Source organism: Shewanella morhuae (genome assembly GCF_003028295.1).
Lineage (GTDB): Bacteria > Pseudomonadota > Gammaproteobacteria > Enterobacterales > Shewanellaceae > Shewanella > Shewanella morhuae.
Window position 1 is genome coordinate 1,127,054 of sequence record NZ_PYSG01000002.1, and the last position, 20,934, is coordinate 1,147,987.

The window sequence follows — 20,934 nt, forward strand, 5'->3', positions numbered from 1 at the left end:
AGTTTCTGTCCTCTAATCATCATAAATGGATAACGATTACCCTTAGTGGGCAATGTAAATTAAGAAAAAAACTAAAATCCACACTAAATCCACCATATGCCAGTAAGCAGCAGCGGCTTCAAACCCTTGATGTTCATTCGGTCCATAAAATTGCTTGCGGCTTTGTTGATGTAAATAAAATAAAATGCCACAACCTAATATCACATGCATAAAGTGGAATGCAGTGATCAAGAAATACAAGGTAAAAAAGTCATTGGTAGATAGATCAAAACCAGCATTAATCAATAAGGTGTATTCATAACTTTTAGCGATAAGGTAAACAAAAGCCAAACATAAACTGCCACGGAGTAACTTAGCTACTTTAACGTTATTGCCTCGTTTTGCTTCATTAAGTGCCAAGGCCACTAAATAGCTACTGAGCAATAGGCTCAAGGTACAACCTAGGCCGATGGTGATGTGGATTGTGTGTTGGCCTTGTAGAAACATATCTGGTTCTAAACGCTTCATTACTGCAAAGCCGATAAAAAATAATGCAAATACAGTCAGCTCCATCATGATCACTAGCCACATAGCTATGTCACCGGGTAATTTACTTTGTGAAAGTTCGGATGGTTGTTGGCTGGGTTCATCAATAAGGGCGAGTTGTTGCATATACCACCTTTAGGTCAACATAATCAGTTTGATAACTAAGCTATACAAAATATATGCCGATATAGAGCTTTTACTTTTATTTATTTATGCCATTGAAATATATGGCTAATATCTTGTTTTTTGATTGCGGGAGATTGATGGTTAACTATGAGTGTGTTAAATGGACACGTTTTTACCCATGAGTCGATTTGAGCCGAACACTATCGCGATTGTTTTATGGAAATAATAGAAACATATACCGTAGTAGAGTACTAAATCACCACTTGAAAGATTATTCAAAAATTTAAGTTTACAGTGACAACAGAGATCGCTATTATCTCGCTCGTTCGGAGGGGTGGCAGAGTGGTTTAATGCACCGGTCTTGAAAACCGGCGTGGGTTTATAGCCCACCCAGGGTTCAAATCCCTGCTCCTCCGCCATATTTTACAGAAAAGGCTATCAGCAATGATGGCCTTTTTTGTTTGCGCGATTTGAACTTTGCTTCTTAATTTAAGTTAAATGCTAGTGTGCTTATTTAATGATTTTAAGTTTAGTACCTTGTTATATTGAGTGAGCACATCATCAGTTAATCTACCCTCATGAGTTAATAATTTATATTCAGCTGAGTATGCATTTTTCTGCTGCAAAAATGCTCCCGATACGTTAATGCGGTCTAAAATCCTTCCTTTAAATATCATCTAGTTAACAATGTTCATTTTATGCTTTGCGAAATAGAGCGGTTGGGCTAAATTAGCCATATGAATTCAGTGGCCGTTTGCTGTATTTCGCTGTTTATGCACAGTGTGCTCTGTAAATTGTAGAGGTGGATGTAAAGTGATATCGATATATCTAGTTGATGATCATGAGCTTGTAAGAACTGGGATCCGCCGCATATTAGAAGATGAACGTGGGATCAAGGTTATTGGCGAGGCTCCCGATGGTGAAACTGCGGTGCAGTGGTCTCGTCAAAATGAAGCCGACGTGATCTTAATGGACATGAATATGCCGGGGATGGGTGGTTTAGAAGCAACGCGCAAAATTTTACGATATCAGCCACATGCAAAAATTATTGTCTTAACAGTGCACACTGAAGATCCGTTTCCAAGCAAAGTGATGCAAGCGGGCGCTTCGGGCTACTTAACTAAAGGTGCGACGCCCCCTGAAGTTTTGCAGGCCATACGACAGGTTTCCCGTGGACAACGCTATTTATCGCCTGAGATTGCGCAACAAATGGCCCTGAGTCAGTTTAATCCCGCAGATGACAATCCATTTAAGACATTGTCTGAACGTGAATTGCAGATTATGTTGATGATCACTAATGGTGAGAAAGTGAGCGACATTTCTGAGCAGCTCAATTTAAGCCCTAAAACCGTTAACAGCTACCGTTACCGTTTATTTGCCAAATTGGGGATCAGTGGCGATGTGGAGCTCACGCGGTTAGCTATTCGTTATAAGATGTTGGATACGGGTCATTTTTAATTATCAGTCGGTTATAAGAGTAGGTCGTATTATTTTATGTGGTTGGTGTTAAGTCTGCAAAACCGTGGGTGTGAATAATGTCGAGTGATTTTAATGCCGCAAGTTTTTTACGAACGGTTTCATCCTCCGCTGGTGTTTATCGTATGTATGACGTCAAAAATGACGTCATTTATGTGGGTAAGGCCAAAGATCTTAAAAAACGTCTTTCATCCTATTTTCGTAAAAATTTAGATAATGTTAAAACCCAAGCTTTAGTCTCACATATCCATCATATTGATGTCACGTTAACCCACAGTGAAACCGATGCGTTGTTGCTTGAAAACGATTATATCAAGCAATATATGCCTAAATACAATGTGTTATTACGTGATGACAAATCTTATCCCTACATATTATTAAGTCAACATGAGCACCCAAGGCTTGCGTATCATCGCGGGCCTCAGCGAGAAAAAGGCCACTATTTTGGGCCTTATCCTAATGGTGGTGCGGTACGTGAAAGCTTGCATTTGATGCAGAAGCTATTTCCTATTCGCCAATGTGACGACCTTTACTACAAATCTCGCTCACGTCCCTGTTTACAATATCAACTCTCCCGTTGCAGCGCGCCCTGTGTGGGTAAAGTCAGCCATGCTGATTACGATGAACAAGTTAAATTAGCCAGTTTGTTTTTGAAAGGTAAAGATCAACAAGTGATCACAGCCCTAGTTGACAAAATGGAGCAGGCTGCCGAGAACCAAGCCTATGAGCATGCCGCTCGGTTTCGCGACCAAATTATGGCACTGCGTAAAGTGGCTGAGCAGCAAGAAGTGTCGAATAATAAAGGTGATATGGACGTGATTGGCGTGCATTATGCGTCAGGTATTGCCTGTTTTCATTTACTGTTTATTCGTGAGGGTAAAATTTTTGGCAGTCGCAGTTATTATCCCTCAGTACCCGCACAAACGGATATAAATGAAGTACTACGATCCTTTATTTTACAGTTTTATTTAAACGCCGATATCCAGCGCACTATCCCCAAGGAAGTGGTGATTAGCCATAATTTTGAAGAGTTACCCGAGCTCGAGGCGGCGGTATCTACGGCATTAGATAAAAAATTCTCAATTAAGACCAATGTGCGTGCCGATAGAGCAAGCTTTTTACGCTTGGCGATCACCAATGCCACTAATGCAGTGATGACGCGTTTATCTCATAAAAATACTGTTGAGCAACGCTTTGTATTATTGGAAGAAATTTTAGAGTTAAGTACGCCTATTCAGCGAATGGAATGCTTCGATATTAGCCATACTATGGGTGAGAGTACGGTTGCCTCGTGTGTGGTGTTTAATCGCGAGGGGCCGCACAAAGCGGAGTATCGCCGTTATAACATCGATGGAATTACACCAGGCGATGATTATGCCGCAATGAAGCAAGCGGTCACTCGTCGTTTTGATAAAATTGAAGCGGGCGGTAAAATTCCCGATATTCTGTTTATTGATGGTGGACTCGGGCAGTTACGTATTGCGCAAAAAATTGTGGATCAAAAGTTTGTCCATTTAGATAAAGTACCGCAATTGATTGGTGTGGCGAAAGGTGAGGGCCGTAAACCTGGGCTTGAAACGTTAATTTTTGGTGATACTGAAACCAGTTTTTCCCTCGAAGGTGATTCGCCAGCGCTACATCTTATTCAGCATATTCGTGATGAGTCCCATCGATTCGCTATTGCAGGACATCGTAATCGTCGCCAAAAGACCCGTAATACCTCAACGCTCGAATCTATTGCTGGTATTGGCCCTAAACGCCGTAAAGCGTTGTTACAACATCTGGGTGGACTGCAGGAAGTGAAAGGGGCAAGTGTGGCAGAATTAGTCAAAGTACCGGGGATCAGCATAGAAATGGCACAAACCATTCATGATGCATTGCGAGGGTGATAAAATTAAGGCAAGATTGGCGCTGCTTTTGACTAACTGGTTTGATCATGCCGTTTAACGTACCTATAGCATTAACTCTTTTCAGGCTTTTTTTACTGCCCATTTTTGTGGTGCTGTTTTATTTACCCTATGACTGGACTCCTTTTGTTGCTGCGTTTACCTTTTGGCTCGCGGCGTTAACGGATGCATTAGATGGTTATGCTGCCCGTAAACTGAAGCAATTAACTCGTTTTGGTGCCTTCCTCGATCCAGTTGCGGACAAGTTGATGGTCATCACTGCGTTAGTCTTATTAGTTGACCAATACACCAATATTTGGCTGACGATGCCAGCACTGTTTATGATCGGCCGCGAAATTGTGATTTCAGCCCTGAGAGAATGGATGGCAGAAATCGGTAAACGTGGCACTGTAGCGGTTTCTTGGATTGGAAAATATAAGACTGCGGCGCAAATGGTGGCGATTATTGGCTTGATTTGGCAATACAATCCGTTAATGACAACTGCGGCATTTGTGCTGCTCTATATCGCTGCTGTATTAACCTTCTGGTCAATGATGAGTTACATTTTAGCCGCGTGGAAAGATCTCACCGCTGAATAGTGCAATAAAAAATCAAAGAGATTATTTAGTGTGCAAGCAGTGAGTTATCGTTAAAACAGCGGTTGACACAGGATGGTAAATCGGTAGAATGCCACCCCGTAGACAAGAGACTATGTGTAAACAATGTTTTAACTCTACAGAATATTGAAGCGTGACATCAACTCAGTTTACTAAGGTAAAATACCTTAATAAAGTTGAAGATAAAGCAAAATGCGACATTAGCTCAGTTGGTAGAGCGATACCTTGCCAAGGTATAGGTCATCGGTTCGAACCCGATATGTCGCTCCAATATTTAAAGACTCATAGTGTTTTAATGAGTTAGCAAGTATGGCGCGATGGCAGAATGGCTATGCTGCGGATTGCAAATCCGCCGATCTCGGTTCGACTCCGGGTCGCGCCTCCAAAATATAAAGTATTAATGACATGATTCCCGTTGTTAATATAAAGAGTTTGCCCGAGTGGTGGAATCGGTAGACACAAGGGATTTAAAATCCCTCGCTGAATAAGCGTGCCAGTTCAAGTCTGGCCTCGGGTACCATTATTTTGATAGTGGTATTAAAAATAGAGTCCTAGTTTTAAATAGGGTTTTATTGCATTTTTTAGTGTTAAATATATAGAGTTAATATATTAGTGACATGATTCCGTTCATTAATATAAAGAGTTTGCCCGAGTGGTGGAATCGGTAGACACAAGGGATTTAAAATCCCTCGCTGAATAAGCGTGCCAGTTCAAGTCTGGCCTCGGGTACCAAAAAAGAAAAAGCCTCGATATTTATATCGAGGCTTTTTTGCATCTGTGTCTTCCATTTGTCCCGTAAATGCTTCCTGTTGCTATAGCTAACATTGCTTGCGTCGGCCGACAAAACCCTTTTGTGCGACCCTAAATCTGGCTGGTTTTCATATAGAAACAGCACCGAAGTATTATACCAGTCACATTAACTATCTAATCAGTTCAGAGCCTCACAGGTATTTCAATCCGAGGCGCATTGACGCAGAAATGGTTATTCCCTTTTAAGTCAATGCAACGGGAGTGGGATGCCAGTGAGGCTCCCAAAGGGCGGCGATTTAACTGCATGGCAACGCGCTTTATACTGCGTTTAAGTCTTTCGACAGAGCACCACTATGTCTTCAAGCCTTCGCCTTGTCTAAAGCGCGTTGAACTCCCGCTGAATGAACAGATAGTTAATACGATTGGTATTATAGGTGGATGCGGTTAATTTTTTGATGCACCATTTTATAAAAAATACTTTGGATATGCGCTGGATTGATAGGCGTGAGTTTATGTCTAGGCGGCTGGTAGAGGAGATAACGTGCTTAAGCTAGAGCTTAATGAATAGCCAACAATAACATTAAATAATAAAAAAGCGTCAGTACATACTGACGCTTTAATCTATTCATTGGATATCAGCTAGTCGTATCAGTTCGTGTATTTAGACGTATAAATACACGTAAACTTCACGACCATTAAATTTTACTATTGCCAATCGTCACTATTCCAACGGTATAACCAAGTGGCAGCCAGTGGCTTATCGCCTTTATTCAGTTGGACTCTTAATTCTGCCACATTGGTACTTTCTGGCTCAAAGTTTAAGAATACCCTTGCACCGTTGATATCAGGGTGTGCCACTATTCGTGAAGAGATAATTTTACCTTTGCTAATACTGGCATCAATACGAATTTTATCAATATCTTGTGCGTTTATATTGCTGTAGTCGATCAGTAACTCTTTCCCTTTTGCAACAAGTTGTCCCTTTGAGCTACGAACAACACGCGCTTTAGACGCCGCTGAAGGACTGTCATTTGATGCCGTCATCCGGTAGGAGTATTTGTAGGGCTGATCTTTCTTCAAGCCGCCTTGTGGCTCCCAATAGGTCACGATATTGTCGTTAGTTTCAGCATTAGAGGGGATTTCTAGTAATATAAGCTGTCCTTTTCCCCAATCATTAAGTGGCTCAATCCATGCTGAAGGTTTAAGTTGATAGTTTGCATCAAGATCTTGGTAGTCTTCAAATTTACGATGACGCTGAATTAATCCAAATCCCTTGATATCTTCATCACCAAATGCACTGATTTGCAATTTATTGGGATTATTTAACGGACGCCATAAACGTTCACCATTACCTCGGTCTACCTGTAGTCCATCTGAGTTATGAACCTGTGGACGATAATCAGGCTTATCTGAGGAATCTAAGCCACCATAGAGAAACATAGAGGTGAGAGGTGCTAGGCCAGCATGTGGGATATCACGACGAGGAAATAGAGTCACTTCAACTTCAACACGTGACGGTGAGCCTGGATAAATACCAAAACGATAGGCGCCAGTCACGCTTTGGCTATCGAGTAGGGCGTGTACCACAATGGCGGTTTGGTATTTAGATGGCCGTTCAACCCAAAAACGTTTAAACAACGGATATTCTTCGCCCTTAGGTTGCGCAACATCTATCGCTAATCCACGGTTTGATAAACCATAGGTTTGTCCTTTAGATAGGACACGAAAATAGCTCGCACCTTGAAACATGATAAATTCATCTTTCGTTTCATCATCGTTAATGGGGTAATGCAAGCGAACGCCGGCATATTGTCCCACTTGGGTGATTAACTTTTCGATAGCATCATTAGGCACATTAAATGAAGCTTCTGTTAGCTCAATCGGGATCGCCTTGCTGTTTTCAACCACATCAATATCGACGAGGTTTTTATAAAGAAAACCTGGCGCAAACAATTGCACTGAAAACTTAGTGGGTGAGCCCCCCCAAATAGCGGCATTTTCTTGATAGTTTATCTTACTGTAAGTATCAAAATTTAGATCAATCAGTTCCTTCGGTGCCTTTTTAGCTTCTTTAAAGGGGGTTTGTGAGAGCTGTTCTGCCAGAGTGATAACCGTATCGTGGGAGAACGTCTCTATTTTTTTCTCTACCTTTTTCTCTGTTTTTTTCTCTGTGTTAGGTGCGGCCTGTGTGGCGGCGGCATTGACGTTATTTATCCCGACAACGGTAACAAAGGCTGTCAGGATGACAAAAGGTAATTTTTTCAATAATGCCGGATAACCGGTAGGGTAATTCATCACAAGATTCAGTCGCAAAATGGAAACTCCTTACTAAAATGACGCTGAGTCATAGGCACTATATAATAGGCTTCTGCTTATCTAATCTATAAATATTAATAACTTATCTTTTATTTTCACCTCAGTAGCGAGCGCCAACTTGCTGAGGCTAAAAATCAATTTTACCTGTGTATACAGATATTTGTAATAAAAATCACCGACAGTGCTATTTTGAGCAATCAAATATGTGCTCAATGGTATCAACGGCTCATACCCAGTTAGTACATTGCCTTATGTCCCTACGGTTTTGGCCTTATTCATTTTGTATATTGCCATTATTGGTGAATGGTGTGTTACGCGTTAATAAACCACTGTGTGGTTGACTCGGTAAAACAAATTATTTGAGTAAATGTGATAAATCAGTGCCCACGGGTATGGGGATTTCTTGCTGCTCACCACAGAATAAATACGCAGGCTTATCGCCTAATAATGATAATGTGTTTCCTTGGCGCCACAGCGCTGAGCCTTCAACGAGCCCTATGACGGGTGTAATGGGATCGATTTTAGTGAACTCTAATAATCGTTGGGCACGGGTTTCACCATTATGGCCTGGTGCAAGGTAATTAGAATAATGTGGGTTTAATTGAAACGGCACAATTTTTAACCCGTTGAATGAAGGCGGCTCTATAATAGGCATGTCATTGGTGGTTCTAATGCTCAGTCCTGAGACGTTAGTGCCAGCGCTCCAGCCGATATAAGGTTTACCTTGGGCGACTTGATCACTAATTAGCGCTACTAGGTCATGATGATACAATTGGTGTAATAGATGAAAAGTGTTACCGCCACCTACCAATATTCCATCAGCATTTTTTATCGCCTGACGCGGATCTGGGTGCTGATGTATACCACTGATATCGAGTTGAAGTTCACTTAACCCCGTAACGACAGACGTTAAGTAAGTGTCATAACTCATACTGACACCTGCATAGGGGATAAAAATCCACTTTTGTGCTTGCGTCGTTAACGGTTTAATAAAAGGGATCGCGTGCGCAAGATAAGGCGTATCACCGACACGAGAACTACTGAGCAGTAGGGCATTAATGGTCATTTGTATATCTTCAAAGATTCAAGTGTACGAACATGTTAACAAAGATTAATCGTGATAAACATAGAGAAATAAAGCAAAATTCGTCTGTAACCCTTATAGCCGTTAGATTTAAGTTTTGATTAATAAAATATCCCTAGACTCACAAACCACCAAAAGCACTGTCTTTATCAATGTAAGGTAGGCTAATTTTAACAGTTTTTATTTGTTAGCACTTGAATTTCAATTATTTGGACATATTATGTCTTTGAACAAAGTTAAATGGCACATTCTTGCCCTAAAGGAGCTGAAATGAAGCGTATATTTTTATTGATTGCGACTAACCTAGCCGTGTTGTTAGTCGCCTCAATTGTGATGTCTATTCTAGGCGTGAACACGTCGACTATGGGTGGGCTGTTAGTGTTCGCTGCTATTTTTGGATTCGGTGGGGCATTCATTAGCTTAGCCATTTCAAAATGGATGGCGAAAAAAACTATGGGTTGTGAAGTCATCACGACTCCACGCGATAGTACCGAACGTTGGTTAGTAGAGACGGTTGCCCGTCAAGCTAAACAAGCGGGGATTAAAATGCCAGAAGTGGCGATTTATCAATCACCCGATATGAATGCGTTCGCCACCGGCCCAAGTAAAGATAATTCATTAGTGGCTGTGAGTACGGGTTTGTTATACGGCATGAGCCAAGATGAAATCGAAGGCGTACTGGCCCATGAAGTAAGTCATGTTGCCAATGGTGATATGGTGACCTTGACACTGATCCAAGGTGTGGTGAATACCTTCGTAATCTTCGCAGCCCGTGTCGTTGCTGGCATTATCAATAACTTCGTGTCGAGCAGTGACGAAGAAGGCGAAGGTCTGGGTATGTTCGCTTACATGGCCGTGGTTTTCGTACTGGATATGTTATTCGGTATTTTGGCTTCCATTATTGTTGCTTACTTCTCACGTGTTCGTGAGTACAAAGCCGATGAAGGCGCGGCACATTTAGCGGGTAAAGGTAAGATGATTGCTGCACTTGAGCGTTTACGCCAAGGTCCAGAAAGCACAGCAATGCCTGCACAAATGTCTGCCTTTGGTATTAACGGAAAGCGTTCAATGGCGGAAATAATGATGAGTCATCCTCCATTGGAAAAACGTATTGCTGCACTAAAGGCGATCTAAACGAAGCGCAATACTTGGCAGCCAAAGTCACGGTATTGTCGATAATTTAGGATTAAGTTATTAGTGTGAAAATAAGGCTCAAACATTTGTTTGAGCCTTATTTTTTGGGTTAATGCTAAGGGCGATTCGTTGCCATTAGATGGCACAACATGCATAGATAAGAGCGACTTTGACGTATTTTACTTGGTGCTGTTTCAATGCCCAATATCAAAATCGTGTGTGGATTTATCACCTTGTTAGTACTTATTGCTGTGGATGACGGTGACGGTCGCCACTTAAACGAAGTTCAGGCTCAAAACGTGGTGTACTATCATTTACGGCGGTATTATTTAGGCTTTTAAGCTGCCTATTTGCTGGTGATATTGCAAGTGCTTGGCGCCAGCTTTGACCTTGTGTCATCGCGACAGGCTCGGGTAGGCTTTCAATCAAGCTGATGCCATTAAGTTCAGGTAATATTTCATCAATCACCAGTGCCGCGCGGTTTTCTAAGCTGTCATCGGCAATTCTGCCTCTTTGCCCCCAATCAATCAGCAGCGTATCAGCGGTTAATACTGCCGGTTTATTGGTGACGGCAACATCACGCAATATTTGATAACGATAACTCATCATCGCTTCTTCAAACAGCATGGCTGTGTCTTCACGGGTACTGGAATAAGCATAGAAATCGCTAGCGATATCGGTCGAAAAGAAAGTGCTCACATCTGAGGGTTGGTAGGTTTTTTGTAGATTATTAGCCGCGCCGCCGAGGAAACTGACATTAGCAAGCCCAGTCATTTCAGTGCTCGATAATGGATAGATTGTACTGACCTTGTCTGAAATCAGGCTCTTATTCGCATTACGTCGACGATAATCATCTAATAATCTCGGCCCTGCCAGTGAGGTATGTACACTGCGGGGAAAGAAATCATTGGCATGGGCGAGTTCGTGGTACAGCAAAGAGGCTAGATCGGGATTGATTTGCGCTAGTGTTCGGTATGCTCTGGCGGTAGCGGGGACGCTAAGTGAGGCATATTGATTATTTTTAACATAACGCCAAGGCATCATAAAATTGAGTTCATTACCAAAGTTACTACGGTAATCAGGCGCTTCATTGATAGTGTCACGTTGAATTGGTGTAAGCCATAAATCGTTAGGGTCGAGGTAAATCGCTCCAGTGACGACCCAATAGAAAGAAGGGCGTATATCATAGCTAATCACAATGGCAGTAACGGATTGTAATAAGCGGGCAAAATCGCTGTTAGGGTCCAACTGGGTTAAAAAGGCGGCAAAGTTATCACCCATCCAATCATGTGAAACCAGTACACGATCAAGAATGGTCTCATGATTGAGATCGTTTGATGTTTGGCCGATTAAAGGTAACTGATTGATAGTGCAGCTATCATTCAGCTGGTTGGAGTAAACACACTGACTTAACACATTAGCGTAAGGTGAAGATGGACGATAAGCATAAGTGCGCGCGACTGGGGTATCAAAATAGCTTGAACTTATCGCAGGCGCCGCTGTTGTCAGGACAAAAACATCATCCTTGTGCTGATTGCCACTAATATTAGCACTCACTTTGAGACGAGTAAGCGTATCTTGGCTGATCGCTGGCGCAGTAAATAATGGTCTAAACGGATCGCTAATATCGACATTCAAGTCTGGGCCAGATGCTACACACCAAGAGATATTCGCCGCACTTAATCCTGACTGTTGACCAAGTCTTAAGCTAACATTATTACCTTCAACCACTTGGTGATCTTGACGGGCATTAAGCATCCCAATAGCCGCATCGGCATTGATATCAATTTCACCGGTTACATCTAAATTATTACCTGTTACATGTAAGCTAAAACGATAGCTACCTGCTGCGGGAATATCAAAGGCTAATACGGGGCTATTTTGGCTGACTAATTCAATATTTTGACCATCAATTTGTTGCCAGAGGAAGCTTAAACTCTGACTATCCCGATTGGGTATATTGGCAATAATGGCACTGGATTGACCCGCCGTATAAGTTGACTCAGTTTGAAAGCGGATGGAGGAGGACGTTGTGATAATCAATGGCGCAATATTGTCAGTACAACGCAGTAATGAAACCGATGGTGGCGTTGTCCCACCATTATTAGGATTGTTACTATCCTCATCGCCCCCACCGCATGATATGAGTAGGCTAGAGCAGGCCACTAATGCCAACATTTTCTGTGATACCGACATTCCCATGACACTATTCTCCATTGTTAACTCGGCAGTGTTATTAGACTTCTGATGACACTTTACAAACGGGTACTTCAAGATGAGCACCTGACTATAGCATGGACAATAAGTTGCAAAAAGTGACACCAAGTATATTAAATGTTAATTTTTTATTAGGTTAAAGGGGAGGCTGTCAATAAGGCGGGTACAGTGCTGGTACAGATATTTAAATCGTTCTTAGTCGATGGCGTTTGGTGTTGTTCTATAAAAATACCGTTATACCCTAAAAGGTAGAACGGCATCTAAATTACACTGAGGCTAAAGAGTTATTCTTTAGATTTTTTCTTTAAGCCTAAGCCTAGTTCACGACCACGAATACGTGCGTAGAAAGGAAATGCGATGAGTAGTACACCAATCAATAATGCTTCGATTAAGGCAAAAGCGAAGGCATCAGTGGTCACATAAAGCAATGTCAGCGCATGTAACATATATAGGCACAGTACAAAACTTGCCCATGCAAAGGTATAAGGATTACCTTGGAAAATCCCTTTTACTGGCAGTAATAAAGGTACTATCCATAACAGGCTAAAGAGTAAGGAGTATTCGCCACTCATTCCTTGGCCAACAAACCAGCCGCTTAACAGCAGCACTAATGCAAAGTAACCTAAACGGCTGAGGGTAAATAAAGCGTTGGACGTCATTATGTCTACCTAACGGTTAAAAATAGCGGCAAGGGTTAAAGAATCTCGAGCACATTCTCAGGAGGGCGACCAATCGCGGCGCGTTGATTGGCGAGCACAATAGGGCGCTCAAGCAGTTTAGGCGTGTTCACCATAGCTTCAATCAGTTGCGTTTCCGTTAGCGAGGTGTCGGCAAGCCCTAAGGTTTGATATTCAGTCTCCTTAGTACGCATTATTTCACGTGCACTGAGGCCCAATTTAGTCAGAATATCGCTGATTTCTTTAGCCGTTGGCGGATTTTTTAAATACTCCACCACGTTAATATCACAACCTTGTTGCTCGAGTAGGGCTAAGGTTTCGCGGCTTTTTGAACAACGTGGATTATGGTAAATCGTCGCTTGGGTCATAGTGGGAGTGGCTCAATACGGGCTGAAATAATAATGGGCGAATAATAACAGAAAAAACAACGCCCCGTCAGTGTGTTCGGGGCGTCGATTATATTAACACCGCTTTACTCGGTGAAAAATAACGGCTTATTTAAGGGCATCCATCTGTTTGTCGGCAATTTTGAATTGGCGGATCCGTGCTTCAATCCGCGCAAGTTGTAATGGATTACTTTCAGATGCACGATAAGCAAAATTCAATTGATCAATTGCACCTTTGTAGTTTGCCCCTAATGCCATTAACTCAGCAGTAGAGAAATATTCCAAAGCTTGATTACCGGTTTTTTTATAGACAGTGGCCAACAATTGGTAAGGCAATTCATTCTGTTTATCGAGGAAAATCATATCCTCCAGCAAAGGGATTGCTTTGGATGCCTGATCAGCTTCGATATAAATGTTGGCTAAGTTAGCGTTAATAACTTGAGACGTTGGCTTGATTCTGCGCTGGCCTTCGAGCATCGTAATCGCGTTCTTATAGTCCTTACGTTCAGTCAATAAGTCAGATTTAGTGTCGATATAAAACAGATTGTTATTATCAATTTTTAACAGACTATCAATAATTTTCTCGGATTCAACAAACTTTTTTAATCTAAATAATGCCAGTGCTTTGCCATAGAGTGCGGCCTCTTTAAAGCTATAGGTTTGTTTGTTCAACTGCCTTTCAAACATGCTCAATACGGCTTCGTCGCTGTAGCTAGAAAAACGTACTTGAATACGTGCTTTCGCCAATTGGAAGTTAAGATGGTCTGGGACATAGCGTTTAGAGTATTGTTCCGCGCGGTTTCGGGCCTCGGTGATCCGTGACTCTGGTAATGGGTGAGTTAGCAGCATTTGCGGCGGGGTCGTGGTAAAGCGATAACGACTGGCTAATTTACCAAAAAAATCCGCAGAGGCATTGGGGTCAAAACCTGCATCTACCAAAATTTGCATCCCGATACGATCGGCTTCTTTTTCATGCAAACGAGTATAGTTAATTCTTGATTGTGTCGACATCGCTTGTGTTGTTGCGAGCGCAGCCATACCCGCTTGTGGTACTGCGATGGTTAATAAAATAGCGCCGAGTAAACCTGCAATCGTCGCAGGATTACTTTTCTGCTGTGCTTCGAGCGAGCGGGCAAGATGGCGTTGGGTAACGTGGGTAATTTCGTGACCCAACACTGAGGCCAGTTCACTTTCATTATCGGCATTGAGAAATAATCCCGTGTGAACGGCTACATGGCCGCCAAAAAAGGCAAAGGCGTTGATTTCATCGTTTTGTAACAAGAAGAAATAAAAGGGGGTTTTCACTCCCGTGGCATGGGCGACCAGTTTGTTACCTAATTCGGTAAGGTATTGGCTCAATACGGGATCGTTTAACATTGGCGCCGAGGAACGAATGACGCGCATATAGGCATCACCGTAAACCATTTCTTTCTCAAGGCTGAAGGTATTGACGGCGGCTGTGCCTAAGTCTGGTAAGTCGTTGTTCGCAAAACTTTTGGCGGCGAATGTCAATAGCATCAAAGAAAGTGCGCCTGCAACAAAAGGTTTTAATTGAGTCAAAAAAGTCAAGTTACGCAAGCGGATCCTTTATATTTTCTAATTATCTTTGCTACAAGGCAAAGAGGTTACACTGAGCTTGTAGTTTGAGTGGCGACTTAGGATAATAGCCCCAGTTCATCTATAGCAAGTTCATTATGATTTTTATTGATTTAACACTATTTCGTTGCCCAGTCCCTTTAGTGAAAATCAAGCTGGCATTGAAGCCAATGCGAGACGGTGAGCAATTGCATATCTTACTCTCTGACTCAGGTTCGCGGCGAGATGTTCCCCAATATTTAAAAAAACAAGGTCACGTTGTCGAAGAGTTGCGTAATGATGCGAGTCTGTTAGCCTTGATGATCATCAAAGTTGATCCATCTCTAGGATAAATTTAAACTTTGTTGTTTAAATTTATCCGCGTTGATGCAGTACTTAACGTGGCAAAATATCACTTAAACAACCTTATTCATTATTAGCGTACTTAGTCATTATGAGGCAGTGGGGTGTTATAGTGAGGCTTAAAAAGCTTTACACAATACTGTAATCCCTTTTCTTGAGCGCTTAAGAAGCTTAAGCCCGTTATCACTATTGGAATCCTCCATGTTTACTGTTTTTTCTCGTTGGTATAAAGAACGCTTTAGTGATCCTCAAGCGGTGACCTTAATGGCAATTCTTGTGGGTTTCGCGCTGGTACTTTATTTTGCCGCCGGTTTACTTGCACCTTTATTAGTTGCACTGGTGTTGGCTTTTTTATTGGATTGGCCGGTTACCCAAATGCTTAAGTTGGGTATTAATCGTACCGCTGGGGCCTCTTTAGTGATTGTGTTGTTTTTAGGGATTGTGGTGTTATTAACGTTTGGTTTAATCCCGAGTGTGTGGCGCCAGGGAGCGAGCTTAATTGCTGATTTACCGAGCATGATAGACAAAGGAATGCAGACGATACAAACACTGATCAATCAATATCCGCAATTTATCAATCCAGAACAGTTGAATCTGATGGTGGGCGAGCTGAAAAAATTGCTCGATACCCAGCATGTATTAGATATTGCTAAGCAGTTAATTGGTTACTCCGCCTCTTTATTAGTGTTGATGGTATACGCAATTTTAGTGCCGTTATTAGTGTTTTTCTTTTTAAAAGATAAACACCAATTAATCAATGGTAGCAAACGGTTTTTCCCCGCCAACCGCCAGTTAGCGCGCAAAGTTTGGTTTGAGATGCATCAACAAATCTTTAATTACATCCGTGGCAAAGTGATTGAAATAGTGGTTGTTGGTGTCGCAACTTATATTCTGTTTGCTTTAATGGGACTGAGATATTCGGTTTTATTAAGTGTGTTAACCGGTTTATCGGTATTGATCCCCTACGTTGGTGCAACATTGGTGACGTTGCCTATCACTTTAGTGGCATTTTTTCAGTGGGGTTTTAGTTCTGAATTTGGCTATTTAATGTTGGGCTATGGCATTATTCAGGGGCTAGACGGTAACTTACTGGTGCCTCTTTTATTTTCCGATGCGGTGGATTTACATCCGGTGATCATCATAGCGGCCGTTTTAGTTTTTGGTGGTTTATGGGGCGTTTGGGGAGTATTTTTTGCAATTCCATTAGCCTCATTAGTTAAAGCCGTGATTAACGCTTGGCCTAAAACAGAAGTTGAAACGAATCAGCCATTGGGTGTCCGTTATTAATAGCTCTCCATTGATAGCGTTATTAACTTTCTTGTCCAAGCTAAATAAATTCAGTAAATATGGTTTTGAACTCTCCTTGGCATTTAAAATCAGTGCCAAGGAGAGTTGTATCGTTGAGCTTTAAAATATCCCATCAAGCATCAGCAGGTGTATTTTCTCGTCATTACATTTTAGTGCTTCCATGTTTTCATTTCGCTTGTGGCAAATTTTATTTTTGGATTGACGGTATTTATTTTAACCTTAATCATAATAAGGGTTTACATTCTGTACGTTATAAGGTTGTATAAGTGTAAAATCCTTATGTAAGCATGTGGTTACATGATATAGCGCACATTTTAATCTTAAGCATATTGATAAACTGATGTGGCTTAGTAATAGGTTGCTTATTTTTGCATCCTTAACTAAGTTATATCGAGTCGTGCTATTTACTTTTGGTTGCGAGATGGAAGTCACCCTGACAAGAATTTCCACTGACAATCGCCATTGGAGGATACTATTGTGAGCAAAAAACTATTAAGTGCGCTTTTCGGTGCAAGTCTCGCAGCGCTAGCGCTGTCGCCAACTGCATTTGCTGCAGATCAAAAACTGTCTGATTTTCATGCTGAATCAGGTGGATGTGAAAGTTGTCATAAAGATGGTACACCTTCTGCGGACGGTGCCTTTGAATTTGAACAGTGCCAAAGCTGTCATGGTTCTCTTGCTGAAATGGATGCGGTACATAAGCCACATGACGGTAATTTAGTCTGTGCTGACTGTCATGCGGTTCATGACATGAACGTGGGTGATAAACCTACGTGTGAAAGCTGCCACGACGATGGTCGTACTTCAGGGTCTACTCTGAAAAAATAACTTGAAATAATCAATACCAAATACATTGGTGTATGCCTTCAAGTCAATATAATAACGCCAGCAATTTGCTGGCGTTATTTGTATCAACTATCCGCTAGTTATAACATCACTCGTCTTTAGGTTGGCCTTGAATCATTTTTTTACCTGAAAACATGGCTGAAATAATCCCAGGTTGACGTTTAACTTCAGTATAAATCACGGCGAAAATGTGTAATAAAATGAGCAGTAATAGTAAGTACACTGCATAGACGTGAACTTCACCGGCCAATCCCTTGAACGCTTTTATCGTAGCGGCTTTTTCGACATTAACCCCAGTTGCATCGTAGGGTTGTAAACTTGCAGGGTCGACATTCGACTCCGCTAGATAGCTTTGTATCGCACCGCCTAATGGTGGATAGTAAATATCGGTACCAGCCCGAAAAAGTCCCGTTAGCATTATCGTGACTAATAACAGCATAATCGCCAATACAGCAAATTTCCCCTTTGGATTATGGCCTAAATACTGCGGATTTTTACCTGCTGCGAGTTCGGACTTGTAGAGCATTAAGTCACTTTTTGTTTTTGCATTAGGCAATATATGGCTAAAACGCGCATATTTATTACCGACAAAACCCCACACGAGGCGAACAATAAGATTTAATGCAAATGCATAACCTATGCATACATGTAACGTTTTTAAGCCAATCTTGCCTGTTAGCTCCGTTATACCCAATTCAGAGCGATACATCATGATGCCTCCCACTAAAACAAGTGCGAGTACGAGCATGACGTTGACCCAATGAAATAAGCGGGTGGGTTTATCCCATACGGCATAGGATTTTATTTCTATGCGAGTGACGTTACTGTTAGGCATGGCTTTTCCTTGTGTTGTGTATGGACTTTATTTTACGCTCTTATCTGAATATTTTAGTAGTTTTTTCAGTTTAAATTAAGATTGCGGTTTAAGAATGTAGTGTATGCAAACACAAATTTTTTAAATTTGCGTACGGTAAATATTTATTCTGTAAGTCTTTTTAATCTGTTTTATCTAATGATACTATTCTATTTATATAGACTTGGAGGTCTATTGGGCAGATGTGAAATGACATTGAGGGCTTCTGTTCTCGGAATGAATAATCGTTAGTCAGACAGGGAGTGAGCAGGATGTTCAAAATATTACATTGGATTGTAGTGTCACGATCGCAAGTATTAGTCGAACTATTAGCAGGACACTGGCCGCAGGAATTTCTTGTTAAGTTGACTCAAGTCAACCCAGATGCAATATGTGAGCACGTTAAGGATAACCACGCCTCCATGGTCGTGATTGATTTAGCCACTGTCGAACTTCAAAAAGCCTATCAATTTCAGCGTTTACTGGCCCGCGAACATCCCAGTGTGCGGGTTGTCTATTTACATTTCCCCAAACAAGTCGATGCCCGTTTTTTAATGCAAGCAACCACTACTGCTGGGGTATTTTCCCTCGAAACCGGATTAGCAGAGATCAGCCTCGGACTGTCGAATATTTTACGAGGCCATAGAGTATTTCCCATTCAGCTAATTAATGGGGTGAATGATGATTTTGGTCTATTTGAAGATACTGAGCCACTGACAATACGTGAACGTGAGGTGTTGCAAGCTTTATTGACGGGAAGTACTAACTTAGATATTGCGAATCAATTGTTTGTGAGTGAAAGTACAATAAAAACGCATTTGTACCGCGTCTTTCGTAAGATTGGCGTGTCAAGCCGTGGCCAAGCCATTGCTTGGGCACAGACTCATTTACATGATGTGCTGGTTTAAAGCGATATGCTCTGACATTAAAGTTTAAGTATGCTGTATGTGAAACAATAAAAGGGCCAATGACCCTTTTATTGTTTTTACCGTGGTATTAAATAAGGCCGATATTAACGACCAAGCCAAGCGGCTATTTTGCTGTTATCACGTACCAACAGGGCGACGGTATCTTTTGGTGCAGCGGTAATTACTAACTCACCCGTCATTAACTCATCTCGTCTAAACCAATGTAAGTTTATCGCTTCTCCAAGAGAATAGTGCTGTAGCTGCGCCTCAAATTGCGCGTTGACTTGTAAGTTATCCGCGGCGATTAAGTTATCTCCAGCGCTCAAGCCTGCAAAGTGAGCTGGGCTACCTTGGGCTACGCTGACGATTTTTAATCCCATTGGCGCAGCTTGAGTTTTTGCGCCAAAAGCAATCTTATAACCTTTATGTTGTGTACCACCTACATCTTGCGGGCCCTGACTCGCGCGAAGGGTAAAGTCGACGCCAAATTCAGTTAGTAGCGGCGCAAGAGGAATATCATCAGTATTATCTAAATAGGCAAAGATAGCGTGGCAATCACGATTAAGTAGCCGCTCAACAATCGCTTGGTGGCATTGGTCTGTGGTGCCTTTATTTTGTAGTGCGTATTCTTGCCACAATATTCGCATTACATCATCGAGGCTGTATTGGCCTTGGGTTTCACTGCGCAGGATTAAATCCAAATACAGTGCGAACAGTGCGCCCTTCGTGTAATAGCTAATAATGGCATTTTGGGCATTTTCATCTTGCTTATAAAACTTGGTCCAGGCATTAAAACTGGCGTCTTTAATGGTTTGTTTAAAGCGACCTTGGCTGCGATACACGCGGGTAAAGGTTTCGCTGAGCATATCCAGATAATCCTGTTGACTCACACGTCCAGCCCGGTAGGTTAGAAAGTCATCGTAATAAGAGGTGATCCCCTCATAGGCCCATAGCTGCGGTGTATAGGTTTCGGCATCGAGTTTATAAGGCAAAAAACATTCTGGCTTAATGCGTTTAACATTCCAGCTGTGAAAATACTCGTGACTACATAACGATAAATAGGTGCGGTAATCATTATTAATAGGCGCATCTAGGGTGAGCGGTAAGTCTTTACGTGAACACATTAATGCCGTTGATGCCCTATGTTCTAGGCCACCAAAACCGTTGTCTAGTACTGTGGTCATAAATAGATAACGCTTAAAAGGTGCAGGGGTACCAAACAGGTTAATTTGATACTCGCAAATGGCTTTTAAGTCTTGGCAAAGTCTTGGCATGCAGGCGCGGTGGCGACCATTTAGCACGATATCATGTTGCACACCGCAGGCATCAAAACTGGCAAGGCTAAATAAGCCCATTTCAACGGGATGATCGATAAGCTCATCATAACTCTCGGCCGAAAATTGGCCAAAAGCAAAATCATCGCCATTAAGTCTGGTCATGCTGGTGGCAAGGCGCCAGTCACTTAATGATGACTCCGTTGGCGGCAATATAGTGACAGTGTGCGAACTATCTTCAACACCGTGGGCGGCTAAAAATACGCTACTGCCATTAAAGAATCCATGGGTCATATCTAAATGCGCGGTACGCACCGATAGATCCCAAGCATACACTTGATAAGTTAGCGTTATTTCAAGGCTACTATTGTCAACCGACCAAGTTTGCTTATCTAATTGTGTGAGCTTAAGGGGTTGTCCCTGCTTATCTTGGGCTTTGAGCTCGATAATGTTTTTTGCAAAATCACGCACCATATAACTGCCAGGTAACCACGCGGGAAGGCTAAAAACCTGTACTGATTTTGGTTGGCGCAGTGTCATTGTCACTGCAAATAAGTGGGCTTTCGGATCAAGTGGAATTATCTGATAGTGGATCATAGTTATCCTGCAAAAC

General features: G+C 42.0%; 17 protein-coding genes and 5 tRNA genes. 13 read left to right on the forward strand and 9 right to left on the reverse strand.

Going from position 1 to position 20,934, the window contains the following annotated elements; all coding sequences use genetic code 11:
* Positions 1-42: 42 nt before the first annotated feature.
* Positions 43-651, reverse strand: a complete 609-nt coding sequence (locus tag C9I43_RS05485) for a cytochrome c oxidase subunit 3 family protein (RefSeq protein ID WP_076501807.1) — start codon at positions 649-651, stop codon at positions 43-45.
* A 328-nt stretch (positions 652-979) separates the two neighbouring features.
* Between C9I43_RS05485 and C9I43_RS05490 the strand changes: the two genes are divergently transcribed.
* The 8 genes from C9I43_RS05490 (at position 980) to C9I43_RS05525 (ending at position 5,362) form a co-directional block, all read left to right on the forward strand.
* A tRNA-Ser gene (locus C9I43_RS05490) sits at positions 980-1,070 on the forward strand.
* A gap of 394 nt (positions 1,071-1,464) precedes the next feature.
* Entirely contained in the window at positions 1,465-2,109 is a 645-nt protein-coding gene (gene uvrY / locus C9I43_RS05495) for a UvrY/SirA/GacA family response regulator transcription factor (RefSeq protein WP_076501810.1), read from the forward strand.
* A gap of 77 nt (positions 2,110-2,186) precedes the next feature.
* Positions 2,187-4,016: an excinuclease ABC subunit UvrC gene (gene uvrC / locus C9I43_RS05500; RefSeq protein WP_107882590.1), complete on the forward strand. Its 1,830-nt coding sequence runs from the start codon at positions 2,187-2,189 to the stop codon at positions 4,014-4,016.
* Positions 4,017-4,063: 47 nt separating this feature from the next.
* Positions 4,064-4,612 carry a CDP-diacylglycerol--glycerol-3-phosphate 3-phosphatidyltransferase gene (pgsA, locus tag C9I43_RS05505; RefSeq protein WP_076501816.1) on the forward strand — a complete coding sequence of 183 codons (549 nt, stop codon included), beginning with the start codon at positions 4,064-4,066 and terminating at the stop codon, positions 4,610-4,612.
* Positions 4,613-4,824: 212 nt separating this feature from the next.
* Positions 4,825-4,900 (forward strand) — tRNA-Gly (locus tag C9I43_RS05510).
* Between the two features lie 41 nt (positions 4,901-4,941).
* A tRNA-Cys gene (locus C9I43_RS05515) sits at positions 4,942-5,015 on the forward strand.
* 49 nt (positions 5,016-5,064) lie between these two features.
* Positions 5,065-5,150, forward strand: a tRNA-Leu gene (locus C9I43_RS05520).
* 126 nt (positions 5,151-5,276) lie between these two features.
* A tRNA-Leu gene (locus tag C9I43_RS05525) sits at positions 5,277-5,362 on the forward strand.
* Between the two features lie 723 nt (positions 5,363-6,085).
* Here the strand turns inward: C9I43_RS05525 and C9I43_RS05535 are convergent.
* Together C9I43_RS05535 and pepE are read right to left on the reverse strand one after the other, a co-directional pair.
* Positions 6,086-7,693: a glucan biosynthesis protein G gene (locus C9I43_RS05535; protein WP_181317851.1), complete on the reverse strand. Its 1,608-nt coding sequence runs from the start codon at positions 7,691-7,693 to the stop codon at positions 6,086-6,088.
* A gap of 358 nt (positions 7,694-8,051) precedes the next feature.
* A complete protein-coding gene (gene pepE, locus C9I43_RS05540) occupies positions 8,052-8,762 on the reverse strand; it encodes a dipeptidase PepE (protein ID WP_107882596.1) in 711 nt (236 codons plus the stop codon).
* A gap of 288 nt (positions 8,763-9,050) precedes the next feature.
* Here pepE and htpX point away from each other — a divergent pair, with 288 nt between their 5' ends.
* A complete protein-coding gene (htpX, locus tag C9I43_RS05545; protein ID WP_107882598.1) occupies positions 9,051-9,914 on the forward strand; it encodes a protease HtpX in 864 nt (287 codons plus the stop codon).
* A 243-nt stretch (positions 9,915-10,157) separates the two neighbouring features.
* Here the strand turns inward: htpX and C9I43_RS05550 are convergent, their stop codons facing one another.
* The 4 genes from C9I43_RS05550 to bepA all read right to left on the reverse strand — a co-directional run bounded on the left by C9I43_RS05550 (position 10,158) and on the right by bepA (position 14,772).
* Positions 10,158-12,116 (reverse strand): hypothetical protein, encoded by a 1,959-nt coding sequence (locus C9I43_RS05550; protein WP_107882600.1) that lies wholly within the window; start codon positions 12,114-12,116, stop codon positions 10,158-10,160.
* 299 nt (positions 12,117-12,415) lie between these two features.
* A complete protein-coding gene (locus C9I43_RS05555; RefSeq protein WP_076501829.1) occupies positions 12,416-12,790 on the reverse strand; it encodes a DUF2069 domain-containing protein in 375 nt (124 codons plus the stop codon).
* Positions 12,791-12,825: 35 nt separating this feature from the next.
* Positions 12,826-13,176, reverse strand: coding sequence for an arsenate reductase (glutaredoxin) (arsC, locus tag C9I43_RS05560; RefSeq protein WP_107882609.1), 351 nt, complete (start codon positions 13,174-13,176; stop codon positions 12,826-12,828).
* 126 nt (positions 13,177-13,302) lie between these two features.
* On the reverse strand, positions 13,303-14,772 hold the full coding sequence (gene bepA / locus C9I43_RS05565) for a beta-barrel assembly-enhancing protease (RefSeq protein ID WP_107882611.1): 1,470 nt from the start codon (positions 14,770-14,772) through the stop codon (positions 13,303-13,305).
* 116 nt (positions 14,773-14,888) lie between these two features.
* Between bepA and C9I43_RS05570 the strand changes: the two genes are divergently transcribed.
* The 3 genes from C9I43_RS05570 (at position 14,889) to cctA (ending at position 17,268) form a co-directional block, all read left to right on the forward strand.
* Positions 14,889-15,122, forward strand: coding sequence for a sulfurtransferase TusA family protein (locus C9I43_RS05570; RefSeq protein WP_107882613.1), 234 nt, complete (start codon positions 14,889-14,891; stop codon positions 15,120-15,122).
* 211 nt (positions 15,123-15,333) lie between these two features.
* The gene (locus tag C9I43_RS05575) at positions 15,334-16,419 is read left to right on the forward strand and encodes an AI-2E family transporter (RefSeq protein ID WP_107882615.1); all 1,086 of its coding nucleotides are present in this window, start codon (positions 15,334-15,336) and stop codon (positions 16,417-16,419) included.
* Between the two features lie 498 nt (positions 16,420-16,917).
* Positions 16,918-17,268, forward strand: a complete 351-nt coding sequence (cctA, locus tag C9I43_RS05580) for a tetraheme c-type cytochrome CctA (RefSeq protein ID WP_107882617.1) — start codon at positions 16,918-16,920, stop codon at positions 17,266-17,268.
* Between the two features lie 106 nt (positions 17,269-17,374).
* Here cctA and C9I43_RS05585 read toward each other — a convergent pair whose 3' ends face one another.
* Positions 17,375-18,121: a cytochrome b/b6 domain-containing protein gene (locus C9I43_RS05585; protein ID WP_107882619.1), complete on the reverse strand. Its 747-nt coding sequence runs from the start codon at positions 18,119-18,121 to the stop codon at positions 17,375-17,377.
* Between the two features lie 290 nt (positions 18,122-18,411).
* Between C9I43_RS05585 and C9I43_RS05590 the strand changes: the two genes are divergently transcribed.
* Positions 18,412-19,047, forward strand: coding sequence for a LuxR C-terminal-related transcriptional regulator (locus tag C9I43_RS05590; RefSeq protein ID WP_107882621.1), 636 nt, complete (start codon positions 18,412-18,414; stop codon positions 19,045-19,047).
* A 104-nt stretch (positions 19,048-19,151) separates the two neighbouring features.
* On the opposite strand, the gene C9I43_RS05595 is transcribed toward C9I43_RS05590, so the two are convergent.
* Positions 19,152-20,918, reverse strand: coding sequence for a M61 family metallopeptidase (locus C9I43_RS05595; RefSeq protein WP_107882623.1), 1,767 nt, complete (start codon positions 20,916-20,918; stop codon positions 19,152-19,154).
* Positions 20,919-20,934 lie beyond the last annotated feature (16 nt).